19 protein-coding genes are annotated in these 13,651 nt (G+C 54.1%); 7 read left to right on the forward strand and 12 right to left on the reverse strand.

Annotation, left to right across the window (positions count from 1 at the left end; translation table 11 throughout):
• Positions 1–70: 70 nt before the first annotated feature.
• Positions 71–364: a hypothetical protein gene (locus tag NUV55_RS02780; RefSeq protein WP_296670189.1), complete on the reverse strand. Its 294-nt coding sequence runs from the start codon at positions 362–364 to the stop codon at positions 71–73.
• 479 nt (positions 365–843) lie between these two features.
• Between NUV55_RS02780 and NUV55_RS02785 the strand changes: the two genes are divergently transcribed.
• A complete protein-coding gene (locus NUV55_RS02785; protein ID WP_296670191.1) occupies positions 844–1,260 on the forward strand; it encodes a DUF4279 domain-containing protein in 417 nt (138 codons plus the stop codon).
• 180 nt (positions 1,261–1,440) lie between these two features.
• Here NUV55_RS02785 and NUV55_RS02790 read toward each other — a convergent pair whose 3' ends face one another.
• The 9 genes from NUV55_RS02790 to sat form a co-directional block, all read right to left on the reverse strand.
• The gene (locus NUV55_RS02790) at positions 1,441–1,608 is read right to left on the reverse strand and encodes a hypothetical protein (protein WP_296670192.1); all 168 of its coding nucleotides are present in this window, start codon (positions 1,606–1,608) and stop codon (positions 1,441–1,443) included.
• Between the two features lie 48 nt (positions 1,609–1,656).
• Positions 1,657–1,986 carry an HIT family protein gene (locus NUV55_RS02795; RefSeq protein WP_296670193.1) on the reverse strand — a complete coding sequence of 110 codons (330 nt, stop codon included), beginning with the start codon at positions 1,984–1,986 and terminating at the stop codon, positions 1,657–1,659.
• A 159-nt stretch (positions 1,987–2,145) separates the two neighbouring features.
• Positions 2,146–3,168: a hypothetical protein gene (locus NUV55_RS02800; RefSeq protein WP_296670195.1), complete on the reverse strand. Its 1,023-nt coding sequence runs from the start codon at positions 3,166–3,168 to the stop codon at positions 2,146–2,148.
• Positions 3,165–3,674, reverse strand: a complete 510-nt coding sequence (locus NUV55_RS02805) for a hypothetical protein (RefSeq protein WP_296670198.1) — start codon at positions 3,672–3,674, stop codon at positions 3,165–3,167. Before NUV55_RS02805 ends, NUV55_RS02800 begins: the two co-directional genes overlap by 4 nt.
• A gap of 15 nt (positions 3,675–3,689) precedes the next feature.
• Entirely contained in the window at positions 3,690–4,040 is a 351-nt protein-coding gene (locus NUV55_RS02810) for a hypothetical protein (protein ID WP_296670200.1), read from the reverse strand.
• 119 nt (positions 4,041–4,159) lie between these two features.
• Entirely contained in the window at positions 4,160–6,067 is a 1,908-nt protein-coding gene (gene aprA / locus NUV55_RS02815) for an adenylyl-sulfate reductase subunit alpha (protein WP_296670202.1), read from the reverse strand.
• Complete coding sequence (gene aprB / locus NUV55_RS02820) at positions 6,067–6,549, reverse strand: adenylyl-sulfate reductase subunit beta (protein WP_296670205.1); 483 nt, start codon at positions 6,547–6,549, stop codon at positions 6,067–6,069. The genes aprA and aprB overlap by 1 nt, the downstream gene beginning before the upstream one ends.
• Positions 6,550–6,588: 39 nt before the next feature.
• A complete protein-coding gene (locus tag NUV55_RS02825) occupies positions 6,589–7,440 on the reverse strand; it encodes a hypothetical protein (RefSeq protein ID WP_296670207.1) in 852 nt (283 codons plus the stop codon).
• A 54-nt stretch (positions 7,441–7,494) separates the two neighbouring features.
• Positions 7,495–8,706, reverse strand: coding sequence for a sulfate adenylyltransferase (gene sat / locus NUV55_RS02830; protein ID WP_296670209.1), 1,212 nt, complete (start codon positions 8,704–8,706; stop codon positions 7,495–7,497).
• 246 nt (positions 8,707–8,952) lie between these two features.
• Between sat and NUV55_RS02835 the strand changes: the two genes are divergently transcribed.
• On the forward strand, positions 8,953–9,189 hold the full coding sequence (locus NUV55_RS02835) for a MoaD/ThiS family protein (protein ID WP_296670210.1): 237 nt from the start codon (positions 8,953–8,955) through the stop codon (positions 9,187–9,189).
• Complete coding sequence (locus NUV55_RS02840) at positions 9,186–9,614, forward strand: molybdenum cofactor biosynthesis protein MoaE (RefSeq protein ID WP_296670212.1); 429 nt, start codon at positions 9,186–9,188, stop codon at positions 9,612–9,614. Before NUV55_RS02835 ends, NUV55_RS02840 begins: the two co-directional genes overlap by 4 nt.
• A gap of 28 nt (positions 9,615–9,642) precedes the next feature.
• Here NUV55_RS02840 and NUV55_RS02845 read toward each other — a convergent pair whose 3' ends face one another.
• The gene (locus NUV55_RS02845) at positions 9,643–10,299 is read right to left on the reverse strand and encodes a hypothetical protein (RefSeq protein ID WP_296670214.1); all 657 of its coding nucleotides are present in this window, start codon (positions 10,297–10,299) and stop codon (positions 9,643–9,645) included.
• A 179-nt stretch (positions 10,300–10,478) separates the two neighbouring features.
• Here NUV55_RS02845 and NUV55_RS02850 point away from each other — a divergent pair, with 179 nt between their 5' ends.
• Together NUV55_RS02850 and NUV55_RS02855 are read left to right on the forward strand one after the other, a co-directional pair.
• Positions 10,479–11,231 (forward strand): sulfite exporter TauE/SafE family protein, encoded by a 753-nt coding sequence (locus NUV55_RS02850; protein ID WP_367280337.1) that lies wholly within the window; start codon positions 10,479–10,481, stop codon positions 11,229–11,231.
• 77 nt (positions 11,232–11,308) lie between these two features.
• On the forward strand, positions 11,309–11,758 hold the full coding sequence (locus NUV55_RS02855) for a polymer-forming cytoskeletal protein (protein WP_296670217.1): 450 nt from the start codon (positions 11,309–11,311) through the stop codon (positions 11,756–11,758).
• A 32-nt stretch (positions 11,759–11,790) separates the two neighbouring features.
• Here the strand turns inward: NUV55_RS02855 and pyrE are convergent, their stop codons facing one another.
• Positions 11,791–12,423, reverse strand: coding sequence for an orotate phosphoribosyltransferase (pyrE, locus tag NUV55_RS02860; RefSeq protein ID WP_296670219.1), 633 nt, complete (start codon positions 12,421–12,423; stop codon positions 11,791–11,793).
• Between the two features lie 56 nt (positions 12,424–12,479).
• Between pyrE and NUV55_RS02865 the strand changes: the two genes are divergently transcribed.
• Entirely contained in the window at positions 12,480–13,253 is a 774-nt protein-coding gene (locus NUV55_RS02865) for an exodeoxyribonuclease III (protein WP_296670221.1), read from the forward strand.
• Positions 13,250–13,588 carry a hypothetical protein gene (locus NUV55_RS02870; RefSeq protein WP_296670223.1) on the forward strand — a complete coding sequence of 113 codons (339 nt, stop codon included), beginning with the start codon at positions 13,250–13,252 and terminating at the stop codon, positions 13,586–13,588. Before NUV55_RS02865 ends, NUV55_RS02870 begins: the two co-directional genes overlap by 4 nt.
• Positions 13,589–13,651: the final 63 nt, after the last annotated feature.

Genomic DNA, 13,651 nt, shown 5'->3' on the forward strand with positions numbered 1-13,651 from the left:
AGCAGGCTTTGAAACGAAGACCCCGCCGTGAGGCGGGGTCTTTTTTTTTTTGCATAAAGGGGAGGGGAGACTATTCCGGCGAGTCCATCTCTTTTTCCATATCCTGCTTCATCTGTACACGCTGTTTCGCGTTGATCTCCTCGCGGCGCTTCATGCGCTTTTCTACCGCATCCGGTTTCTCGGAGATGAATTTTTCTCCGAAAAGTACTTGTTTGAGATAAAGCGCGGCGAACTGCAGGAGTTCCGTTTCTTCGCCCAGTAACTTCTGGAAGTACGCCGGCTCGATGTCATAGACATCGTGGAAGAAAGGGCTGGCGATGAACACCCGGAAATTGTCGAGGTCGTAGCTCGCCACGTAGAACAAGCTTCATAAATTTGTCGGGAACAAATTTAGACGGCCGCAGGCCGGCCCGAGCCGTTTTATGCGGCGAGGGTGAGCCACAGGGGCGAGGCGGAAATTGGCAAACATCCAGCGGATGTTTGCCCCGCCGAGCGGGCAGACCATGGATAGTTTGCCCAGGACTTTCGAGCGGAGCGGGACGCGGAGCGACGAAAGGGACGGACAATTCCCTTGGGGACACCAAAATAAAACGGGGCGCCGATTCTGGGCGCCAGTTTTATTTTTGGGTGGTTGTTCTCCCCAAGGGGGGATGAGAACCGAAGGTTGGCAATGGTCGATTACCTGGTGGTACCATGGATGACGATTAATCTCGAAAACGTTTTCACATGTTGCTTGTTCCAAACACAACTGGGCCTGATCGGACAAGCTAGGAATTATCACACAAATTATTTAATACTTGATGGCCCAGAAAATATTTAACAATTGACACTGAGGGTAAAATTTTGGCAAGTAATGAAGCGCGGGCCCACTTCACCTTGGCGGGCTATCATTTTAATCCCGACCACGTGACACAGTATCTTGGTATACAGCCCACCTCGATCGATGCTTCCGGTGCCAACAGTCAGCTTAACAAGCCGGCGCTGAGTTCATGGGAGTTGTCGACCAAGACCGCCACCGATGATATCGACGTTTATAAATTGACGGACGAGCTGATCAAGAAACTCGAGCCGGTCAAGGACAAGATCCTGGAAATCTGTAAAAGCCATAACCTGTCGCCGAGGATCGGCGTGGTCCTGGTACTATCGGTAGATAAGAATGAAGCCGTACCCGATGTCGGTTTCGGTGCCAGAACGATCCGCTTTCTGGCAGATATTGGCGCGTTTATTAACGTGGAGTATCAGCTGTCTCAGCGTGTTTAAGCTTTAATTCAAGTATCTGTAGCTGCTTCCTTCCGCCAACCCTCGGGACGGGTCTACCTGGTCTGGTTGTGTCTGGTTTTTTAAACCTCAAAAAAATACACGCTCTATCGAGCGTGCATGGTACAAAATACTTTACCTTGAGTCGCCGCCTGTCCTTGTGGGACCGCGCGGCTGACTGTCTCAGGGCTTCTTAGGTGTTTTGTAGGGTACTTCTTTCTGGAAATTTTTCCAGGTGGTCTCATAGCCAACAAAAAACTTGCCCGGGGTGATTTCTTTCTGGGTCGTTGTTACAAACTCGGTTTTGCCGGCTGGGACCTTAGGTCTGGTAAATACTGGCTTTTCACTCATGATCAGTGCTCCTCAACGGTTAAAACAAAACTGACGAAATTATACTCTCTATCGCGTGTAATGTGCATTCCTGGTAATCACATGTCGCACGCCTCCCTGCGGATTTTCGACATCACCTTTGTAGCGGGGAATGATATGTATATGGACATGAAAAATACTTTGCCCGGCCGCCGGCCCCACGTTAACCCCGATATTGTAACCGTCCGGGTTAAATTCCCCGTCGATGCGCTTTTTCTCCTCATTGATAAGGTCCATACAGGCCGCCACCTCGGCCTGCGTCAGGTCGAAAAAGCTCGCGACATGCCGCTTCGGGATGACCAGGGTATGGCCCGGACTGACCGCATAGGTGTCACGGGCACTGTATGCGAGCTCATGCACCAGTGACACGCCTCGTGGGTCTTTGCAAAACAGGCACAGGTTGTTGGGGTCGCGCCTTTTTTCTGGCTTTATTTCTGACACTAAACTTCAAACCTCTGATCTAATTTTCTCTTCTTACCAAACACTGCAGTCGAAAAACGCCGCGACGCGCATGATTTGCTACGCGGCGGCCGAAGTTCCCGCCAGTTTACGTGCCTGATTCATCTTCGCCTCGCAGTGCTTTACACAAAGTGGCTGCAATGCGTGCGGGAAGCACTCCAGGATCAACTCAAATTCATCGGCAACATCCTGTGCAAGCACGGCATCCTTTGTTAACTCCACCAGAACATTTTGTGCCGTCGCCTTGTTCACGCGAATGATGACCGCCAGGTGAAAAGGTAATTGCTGCTCCATACTGACGGTTAAGGCCTTTTCATATGAATGAATCGCCTCTTTGATGCGCTCAGGGTTTTCTTCCGACTCGCCGAGGTGGTGTAAAACGGCGCCACGGTTATTATGTGTAGCGGTTAACTCAAATGCATAATTATCCGCATCAAGCAGTGCCAGCGCATTTTTATAGGCAACAACAGCCTTGTGCAACGTACGGTTACCCTTGAGCAGGAGCCCGTAGGAATGCAACGCGGCACCCAGTTGATGCATGACCAATGACCATTTTTCCGGGGTTTCTTTTCTTGAATACACTAGTAACGCCGCGGTGTAGGCATCGACCGCCGTATTCAGTAATTTTGCATTCGCCTCTTGTCGGCCCAATGCCTGCAATGCAGTTCCTAAATTGGCTTGTGTCTCGGCCCATTCAGACGGAGATGCATCCTGGCTGACAAGATCCAGTGCTTTCTCGAATGACGCAATTGACTGACCATAAAGATCGGCATCCCTGCGAATTTGTGCGAGCGTGGCCAGCACATTGCCCAAGTTATTCAGGAGAGTTGCACGAACCAGACCATCGTTTTCTGTTGTTAACGCCGATTCAAACGCAGCCTGTGCTGATTCCAGTATATTCGTGCTGAAACGATGCAACTCATAATTTCCCCGTGTATGAAGAAATTTATCCGCAATCGTTACCTGTGTATCCGGCATTGCCGCTGTTGCCGCTTCATCGCTCAACAAATGCAGCGAATCAGCGATGGCACGCTCCAGGGCCCTGTTGACCGGGTATAAAATGTAATTGGTCGAGTATTTCATTGCGCGCGCGCAAGTATTTCATTCAAATCAGGATTTGCGTCGACCGCGCCACCATGTTCGATTTCTTCATCGGTAGCGTCACGTATGGACAACACTTCCAACACGAAAGTGATTTCTCTGCCGCAAAGAGGGTTATTACCATCAACAGTTAGGGTCTTGTCATCGAACCGGGTCACAATAAAACTCTTCATCTCACCTTTATCATTTTCCATGGTGATGGTCATACCAATCTCCCGGTATTCCTCCGGGACATTTTCGATTCGATCGGTAAATACCAGTGATTCATCTCTTTCGCCGTATAACAGTGTCGTGTCTATGGGCACTTCGATGATGTCACCGACTTTTTTACCATACAGTTCCTTGGTCACTGCATCTGACATGACATCATTGACGCCATGCACATAAGCCAACGGATACTCTACAGTAACCAGGACGTCACCGGTCTTGTTATCGATGACCTTGTAATTTAATTCAACGAACTTATTGTCTTCAATCGAATCTGACATATCGAGCAACCTATCTTAAAACAACGTGGCGCCAAAAACTCTTACCTTTTCTTTCTCATAACCCAACACCAGCCTGCCGAGCCATTCGCCGTTATTTTTTTTGTTTATTACTTTATATAAAACAGTGATGTATTCGCCACGGCGGATCATGCCAAGATATTGATAATTATCTGACAGGTTTTTGGCCAAGTCGCTTCTCGCAAACTGCTTACCCAGTTCGACTTCGTTGGCTCCCTTAATAAACGAAGACGAAAAATTTCGGGTGAACGCACCGTAGTTTCCTTCATTCGAGTATTTGATGAGATCAGCCCACATCGGATTGGCTATCGCTAATATCTCCTCATCGGTTTTTTCAAGAATGTTCATAACAAGATCTCACTTACACAGCTCTCATCGGATAGAAAAAAAAGGACCAACACATTACATGTCGGTCCTTTTTCTCGCAAACATAGTACCTGGCTTGTAAAAGCCAAGTCCTTATTTGCTTAGTGGTGGCCTTCTGCCTTCAGCTTAGCCAGGTCTTTGTCCTCGAGATCACCTACCAAGTGATACAGCGGAGCTTTCTCCATAGTGTACTCACCAGTCTTCGGATCACGACGAGATACTGTCAGCACGTGCCAGTTCTTATCGTCCAGCTTCATGGCGTCACCGCGGTAGTAGTAGCCCGGCCAACGAGTCTCCTTGCGGAACAAGGTATGGTGGAACACGGCTTCAGAAGTCAGGAAGCGATGCTTCAGTTCCCATGCACGCAACAGCTCATGGATATCGGAAGCAGCCACTTTATCCAGGTCTTGACCCAGACTCGCCATCTTCTTAAGACCGATGCTCAGCAGCTTGTCGTTGGTCATGTAGTTCACACCGAAACCACCACAGTACTCATCCATCAGCTTCTGCAAGCGGTCCAGGCCTTGTCTCGGGTTAATGAAGTTCGGATTCACCGAACCCGCAACGACTTCGTTGCTATAAACCTGATAGGTTTCCAGCGGCTTGTAAATATCCTCCTTACGCTTCTGAATCTGTTCATCAGAAACACGGATACCTTCAGCCTTGCCATCATCGATGTACTTACAGGCAGCCTTGGCAGCCAGACGACCTTCCGTGAAGGAACCGGATGAGAATGCATGTGGTGTACCACCTGCAGCGTCACCGCAACCGAACAGACCTTCAACGGTCGTCATGCGGTTGTAGCCCCAGAAGTATTCCGGCGGAGAGAGGTCTTCCGGTCCTGATACCCATGCACCGCAACCGGTCGCATGTGAACCCATCACATAAGGCTCAGACGTCGTCAGTTCGGGGTTTTCATATTTCGGATCAACGTCAGTCGCTGCCCACAGTACGGCCTGACCCACGGTCATACCGAGGAAGTTGTGCCAGCCGATCTCTTCCAGATGCGGATCCTGGAAGGCTTCCATCGTCACCATGTAAATCGGACCACGACCGGCATTCACCTCGTTGATAATCGCGTGGTTACGCAGACAGGTCGGAATCGGGCGGTGAGTGCTGTGAGAAACTTCCGGGTCCAGATATTCCTTGCCTACCATCTTCTGCAGCTCAGGGAACCACTTGGACTCGTACTCTTCGCCATAGGCGTTCTGGGTGTAAGTCTTCAGATGCAGGAAGTAGGCGCCGACCGGGCCGTAACCATCTTTGAAACGGGCCAGTACGATACGGTTTTCCATTTGCGTCATTTTCGCGCCTGCGCCGATCATCAGACCGTAAGCAGAACCCGATGACCACGGTGCGTACCATACACGACCTGCACCTTCACCCACGGAACGCGGCTTGAAGATGTTGGAGGCACCACCGGCACCACAGATAACCGTCTTGGCCTTGAATACGTGGTAGTTACCGGTGCGTACGTTAAAACCAACGGCACCCGCTACGCGGTTTTCCTTGGATTCGTCCATCAACAGATGGGTAACACATACGCGGTTATATACCTTGTCAGCTGACTTCTTGGCAGCTTCGGCCACAAGTGGCTTGTAGGATTCACCGTGAATCATGATCTGCCAGCGACCTTCACGCAGATACGCGCCGGTCTTCTGGTTACGCATGATAGGCATGCCCCATTCTTCGAACTGGTGAACCGCCGAGTCAACGTGACGTGCCATGTCGAATGCCAGGTCTTCACGCACCATACCCATCAGATCGATACGCGCATAACGTACGTGATCTTCTGGTTTGTTCTCACCGAAGCGAGTACCCATGTAACAGTTGATCGCGTACAGACCCTGGGCTACCGCACCAGAACGGTCAATGTTGGCTTTTTCTGCAATAATAATCTTCTTGTTCTTGCCCCAATATCTGGCTTCGAACGCAGCACCGGTACCACCAAGGCCCGCACCGGCAACGAGGATATCGATATTGTCTTCAATAATAGTCTTGTAGCCCATTAGTAGTACACCCCTTCTTTAAGTGACAAGCCATTCGATTCCAGGGTATGCAAACCACCTTCATCCATGCGGATATACTTAGGCTCGTTAAACAATAGTTCGCCGTCGCGCATTTCCTTGCTTGGAGCAGATATCTCCGAAAATTTTGGATAGGCCGAACCCCACGGCTTTGTCGTGATAGGCGCCAACAGCTCCATATCTTTTTTACCGTTACGGAACTTGATGCGCCAGGCGATCGTGCCTTTTTCCTCATCGCGGTGCACACGCACCGAGTGACCCAGTGGCGCGAAGTCGGCATAGCCGCGCACGTCAATGGCGTGGTGCGGGCAGGCCTTTACGCAGGAATAGCATTCCCAGCACATGCTGGGCTCGATGTTGTAGGCGCGACGAAGTGATTTGTCGATGTGCATGATGTCTGACGGGCAGATATCTACGCACTGCCCGCAACCATCGCAACGAGTCATATATACGAATGTTGGCATTGTGATTTCTCTCTACTTGGGTAATGGTGAATTAAGCGCTTAGTAGTGCTTCGCGGGCTCGCGCCGGATTCCGGGCCCCATGTTGGGCGGATTCTTGCCCATGTACATCGGGATGTCCGGAAATAGTTTATGTACTTCGGGGCTCGACAGATCGTATTCGGGCGGCAAACCTTCCCGCGAGCCATCGGCAACGGTCACACGCCTCTGGAAAGCAGCAGCAGGCTTGAAGAACATGTGCGCGAACTTGGACCAGTACACGCCACCGAACAGGACGACGCCGGAGGCAGCGAACAGAATCAGGAACAGGGTTGACCAGCCGGCGATGCCCTTGCTCTGGGTATAGGACCAGATCAAAGCGAAGGTGGCGGTCGCGAGCAGGGAAAGGATAAACAGATCGGCACGTTCCACGCGGTACCAGGGAACACCTTCAGCCGAGACATCCACACGGATAGAGAACCAGAACCAGTACCCACCCACGGCGAGCATGGCGGCGCCAATATGCCAGAGTTGCGGCAGGATGGTGGGTGCCGGTGTCGCCGGAGTCGGGTAAGCGAAAATGAGGATCGCAGTCGTGGCAACCAAAATAACGGTGCCCCACATGATCAGCAGGTGGGAAAGCCGGCGTTTTACATTTTTGAATTCGCCAGAGGTCGCCACTTCGACCACCAACACCTTGGTGGCAATGGCGATTTTTTCACCCGCACCGACTTCACGCTTGGCGTTCTTCTTGGCTTTTTCCGCATTCAGGAAAAAGTACTTCGCGCTCTTCTTGTGTATCATGTCGAGTATGGTTCCGATGACCACAAACGCGACCATCAAAACGATATACCCTTGCATGACGGCAACGGGTATTTGTGCTGAAAGTTCGGCAAAGGGATTGCTCATGAACATTTAGAATATCCTCTTAGTCAATTAAGATTAAATTTTTGTGTCGCAAAAATTAAACTACCGGGCGGAATGCCCGGAAAGCTTGACTTCAACCTTTTCGGTGAGGCCGGCGTAGTATTTCTTCAGCACGTTCGCCACTTCCGGGCGGCTGAACTCGACCGGCAGGTCCTTTCCTTCCGACAGCATGGCGCGCACCTTGGTGCCGGACAGCAGGATGCGGTCGTCCTTGGTGTGCGGGCAGGTGCGCTGCGAGGCCATGCCGCCGCACTTGTTGCACCAGAAGGTCCAGTCGATGTTCATGTTCTTGGTTTCGAGCGCTTCCTTCGGGATCTCGTCGAAGATCTTCTGCGCGTCGAACGCGCCGTAATAGTCGCCAACGCCGGCGTGGTCGCGTCCCACGATCAGGTGCGAGCAGCCGTAGTTCTGGCGGAAAAGCGCGTGCAGCAGCGCCTCGCGCGGACCGGCGTAACGCATGTCGAGCGGGTAGCCGGCCTGGATGACGGTGTTGGGGGCGAAGTAGTTTTCGACCAGCACGCTGATGGCTTCGGAGCGGACTTCGGCCGGGATATCGCCCGGTTTCAGTGCGCCGAGCAGGGAGTGAATGAGCACGCCATCCATGGTCTCGATGGCGATCTTGGCCAGGTATTCGTGCGAACGGTGCATGGGGTTGCGGGTCTGGAAGGCGGCGACAGTGGACCAGCCGTTTTTTTTGAACATCTCGCGAGTTTCGGCCGGGGTCAGGAACTGGTCGCCGTATTCCTGCTTGAACGTGCCGGTGGACAGTACTTTCACCGTGCCGGCGAGATTGACTTCGCCCTGCTCCATCACCATCTTGACGCCCGGGTGTTCCAGGTCGGTCGTTTTGTACACCGTCATGCACTCGTGGGCTTTATCGATGGTGTATTTCTCGGAAATCTTCATCGTGGCGAGGATCTCGCCGGACTCGCTGTCCACCAAGGCCACGTCGGCGCCGGTCTGGATGCTGTCGGCGGTGGACTTGTCGGTGGAGAGGGTAATCGGGATCGGCCAGAACAGGCCGGAGGCCATCTTCATGCCGTCGCACACGCCCTGCCAGTCGGCCTTGGTCATGAAGCCGGTCAACGGAGTAAAGCCGCCGATGCCCATCATGATGACATCGCCGGTCTCGCGCGAGGTGATTTTTACTTTCGGGAGGGATTGCGCGCGCTTCTTCTCTTCGGTGAGCGCCGCGTCTTGCAGAAGCAGTGGTTTCAGTTCCCCGCCACCATGTGGATTGACCAGTTTAGACATAGACCCTCTTGCCCTTTATACCGAATACGCTCGAAATTATGATGTCCGGACGCCTGAGCCGCGAAACTCTATAGTGTTGATGCCCGCAAACCTAATTAGAATTACTGGGGCCGCTCATAAGTTTCACTTATTTACGGTGGGCGGTACTTCTATCCTTGGGTCAGGACTGCGGGAGGCCGGTTATTCTATCGCAGAATGCCACGTCGTCCAGCCTGTTGGCGGTAAATGGATAAACGAGGATTAAAGATGAGCATTACAGTCAGGTTCTTTGCCAGTATTCGTGAAAAGCTGGGTAAAGACCAAGACATTATCGAAAGCAAGGGTATTTCCTGTGCCGCCGATGTCTGGAACCGTTCCGCGCAAATCCCTCTGCCGGTCAATACACTGGTGGCGGTGAACATGGAATACGCGCGTCCGGACCAACCGGTGCATGACGGCGACGAAGTGGCCTTTTTTCCGCCGGTGACGGGAGGCGCGCGTTGAAAATTCTTCTGATGGAGAAGGCCTTCGACCCGTGGCAGGAAATAACCCGCCATCAGTCAGAACAGCCCGCGCTGTCCGGGAAATTCGGCGCGACGACCGTGTTTGTCGGTACGTTACGGGATTTCAATCAGGGAAACGAAGTGCAGGCGATGATGCTCGAACATTACGCGCCCATGACAAAGAAACATCTGGAGCGCGTGGCCGAAGAAGCCTTATCCCGCTGGCCGATCGCAGACGTGCTGGTGATCCACCGTTACGGCGAACTGCGCCCGAACGACCCGATCGTGTGCGTGGCGGTGTGGGCAGCGCACCGGGATGCCGCGTTCGCCGCCTGCCGCCATGTGATCGACGAGCTTAAAGCGCGCGCGCCGTTCTGGAAGCAGGAATTGACACAAAAGGGACGGCGCTGGGTGGCGCCGGAATAAATCAGTAATAGCGCGCGGTGAGGCGAGGTTAATTCTTGGCGGCGGAAGTCGGGGCCGTGGGTGATTTTTTCTTCAGCTCGCGGTAGCGTTTAAGTTCCTCGGCGTATTGCTGACGCAGCGCTTCCTGTTCCTGGCGCTTGACGGCAATCGCGCCCTCGTGCCGTGCAATCTGGCCCCGGGTCAGCTCGATGTTTTTCGTGGTGGCTTCCGCCGCCTTGGCATCCTTGCCTTCATCCACGGCCTGCGCCTCCATGCGCGTGAGTGCCGCGCGTAATGGCTTCAGTGTTTCCTCGCTTGCCTTGACCTGCGCTTCGATTTGCGCGATTTTGCGGTCACGGATGTAATTGATGTCGTCTTCCACGCCATAGGTGGACAGGAGCAGCGCATCTTTCTTCTTCTGTTCCTGGGCGCGCGTCTGTTCCGCCTCGAGGTTGTCCCGCTGCGACTCGCGTTCCTTCAATTCCAGCTCGGTCGGAGGCGCGGCGATCACTTTTTTGGTTGTGCCCTCATCGCTCAGAACCGTGATTTTGGATTTGGTGCATTCCACGGCAGCGCTGTCGCCATAATGCCATTTGCCGGTGATATCCTTGCATTTCTTGATGGTCTGACCCGGGCTGGCATGCGCACCGACGGCGGTCAGACATAAAACCAGGAAGAGAAAGCAGGTGAGTTTTCTCGGTGACATGAGGCGGCGACTCCTTAAATATACTCTTTCAAGATAGGTCCCGTTTTATGGGTGTGTCAACCACGGCCGCCGCGCGGCACGTTGTCACCGAAGAACGGCGCTGGAACCATAGGCTGTGGAGCATCTGTGCCATAATCCGCGGCCATGACTCCCGGGATCATCTGTCGGGCGACATTCCGGTGAACTGGACCGAGCAGCTGATATTGCTGCTGGTGTCGCTGGTTGCAAATGTGTTTTCTGCCTTCGCTGGCGGCGGGGCGGGGTTGCTGCAATTCCCGGCGTTGATCTTTTTGGGCCTTCCTTTCGGTGTCGCACTCGCCACCCATAAGGTGGCGAGCGTGGCGCTCGGCGTGGGTGCCACGCTGCGACACCTGCGCGAAAAATCGCTCGAGTGGAAATTCTCGCTGTTCATTCTCGCCACCGGCTTGCCTGGCGTGATCGTCGGCGCGGCCTACATCCTCGATGTGCCGGATGATCTCGCGCGTCTCGCGCTGGGCGTCCTCACGATTGGACTCGGGATCTATTCATTGTTCAACAAGCAACTCGGACTGACGCACGCGCCCATTCATCGTACGCGTCATGGCTACGTCCTGGGCGGAATCGGCTTGTTCATGGTCGGCGTGCTCAACGGTTCGCTCACTTCTGGCACGGGGCTGTTTTGCACGGTGTGGCTGGTGCGCTGGTTTGGGCTCGACTACCGCCGCGCGGTGGCTTACACGCTGGTGCTGGTAGGACTGTTCTGGAACGGGGCCGGCGCCATTACCCTGGGCATCCTGGGCGAGATCAAATGGTCATGGCTGCCGGCCCTGCTAATCGGCTCACTGCTGGGCGGCTATCTCGGCGCTCATTGGTCGATCAAAAAGGGCAATCTCTGGATCAAACGCGTGTTCGAGGTAATTACCCTGCTGGTGGGACTCAAGCTGATTTTCTGACCTCGCGGTCTGTTTTTTGCCTGCTAGTATTTGGAGAGGTACAGGGCGCGTCTGAAAACACATGACCGGGAAAAACCTTGAAAATTGAAGAGCTCCTGAAGTCGTTTGGCCGCAAACAAAGCCGCCGCACTCTCGATCATGTCGAGAATTTCACCACCATGCTTGGACCGGACTCAGTGTACATGGGCGTATTCCAGGGCAAGGACAATCATATTATTTATGGTGAGGTGCAGGGTGAGTGTGACCTCGAAGGTTTGCTGGTACTGGGCGAGGGTAGCCGCTGGAAGGGAAACATTCGTGCCGGAAGCGTCGTGATCGCCGGCCGGGTGGAGGGCGACATCCAGGCCACAGAAAAACTGGAACTGGCGCGCACCGCTTACGTGCGCGGCAAGATCACCAGCCCGGTGGTGGCCATCGCCCGCGGTGCCGTGCACGAAGGCAGTATCCGCATGGCCAAACAGACTCAGATCACGCGGTTTGTCGAGCGCCGCGAAGCGACGGATGAGAAAAATCGGGAAAGGGATTAGCCTTTCGCGATTGTCGGGCCTGCGTGGTTGGTTCAGGTGCCGTAGGCACGGCGGTAAGTAGTGATGGCATCGAGATAGCGCCGTGCTCCGTCCTTGCCCCCCAGGTAATCCAACAGCGTTTCCAGCTTGACGATACTGATCACGCATAGTCCATGCGTGTTCTCCACTTCCTGTACTGCGGACATTGACCCTTCACCGCGTTCCTGTCGATCCAGCGCAATGGTTACGCCGACGGGCGTGGCGGCCGCGGTCTTGATGATCTGTACGGACTCCCGGACCGAAGTGCCGGCCGAGATCACGTCATCCACGATGATTACGTTTCCCTGTAGCGGGTGGCCGATAATATTGCCGCCTTCACCATATTTTTTCACTTCTTTGCGGTTGAAGGCATACGGTACGTCGCGATCCGGAATCGCCATGGCCGTGGCGCAGGCGAGTGGGATACCTTTGTAAGCAGGACCGTAGAGCATGTCGAAGGCAATGCCACTGTCCGCAATGGCCCGTGCGTAGAAGCGTCCCAGGCGTGCCAGTTTGTGGCCGGTATTGAACAGACCGCTGTTGAAAAAATAGGGACTGACGCGTCCCGATTTCAGCGTGAATTCCCCGAAGCGCAACGCCTGGCACTCGATGGCAAAGTCCAGGAACTCGCGCTGGTAATCCTTCATGGCGCGGATTGTAATCGCCGCCTCAAGCGCAGGAAAGTCGGGTATTATCCGGCGCCATGCGCGTCATCACGCTCAACGTCAACGGCATCCGTTCCGCCGCCAAAAAGGGGCTATTCGACTGGCTGTCGCGCCAGAAAGCCGAGGTTGTATGTTTGCAGGAAGTCAGGGCGCAGGAGTCCGATCTGACGGAGGAGATGCGCGCGCCCAAGGGGTTTCACGGGTTTTTCAATTGCGCCGAGAAGAAGGGTTATGCCGGGGTGGCTCTTTTCAGCCGGTGCGTGCCGGACCGGGTGCGCACCGGTTTCGGCTCGAAAGAACACGACGACGAGGGCCGATATCTTCAGGCCGATTTTGGCAAGCTCAGTATTGTTTCGATATACCTGCCCTCGGGTTCGGCCGGCCCACACCGGCAAGAATCCAAGTACCGCTTCATGAATCATTTTCACCCCGTGCTCAAAAAGCTGCGCGGTGACGGGCGCGAATATATTCTGTGTGGTGACTGGAATATCGCGCACAAGGAAATTGATTTGAAGAACTGGAAATCTAATCAGAAGAACTCCGGTTTCCTGCCCGAGGAACGCGCCTGGCTCACGAAGGTGTTTGACGAACTCGGCTGGGTCGATGTGTTTCGCGCCCTGAACGATAAACCCGATCAATACACTTGGTGGTCGAACCGTGGCCAGGCCTATGCCAAGAACGTGGGATGGCGCATTGACTACCAGATAGCCACGCCAGGTATTGCGGGCAAGGCGGAGAAGGAAAAGATATATAAGGATAAAAAATTCTCCGACCACGCCCCGCTGATCATGGATTACGGGTACACGCTATGATTCCCCTGCGGCCGGGGTTACGACTTCTGCTGAAATGGATGGGACCGCTGCGGTTAATGCTGGCGTTCGGCGCGCTGGTGCTGCTGGTATTGCGCCCCGTGCCGGGCACCCCGCCGGTGCATACCGGCTGGGACATGATTCCGACGCTGGTCTTCCCGGCGCTCGTCCCGCTTTTCTTCATGGTGCTGCTGCTCGATGGGATCATGAGCGCGGTGCAGCTGGCGAGTTATCCCGGGGAGCGGCGACGCTACCAGACCGTGATTGGTATCAGTCTCGGGATGGCGCTGTTGCTGTTGCTGAGGTGGTGGCCTTATTTCGGCTTCGTATTTGCCTGAGCACGGGTAAGTCGGATTTGCGAACCCGGGACGTCGTGGAATTGGCAAATCAGTGAGACGATT

Source organism: Sulfuricaulis sp. (assembly GCF_024653915.1).
In the GTDB taxonomy this organism is placed as follows: Bacteria; Pseudomonadota; Gammaproteobacteria; order Acidiferrobacterales; family Sulfurifustaceae; genus Sulfuricaulis.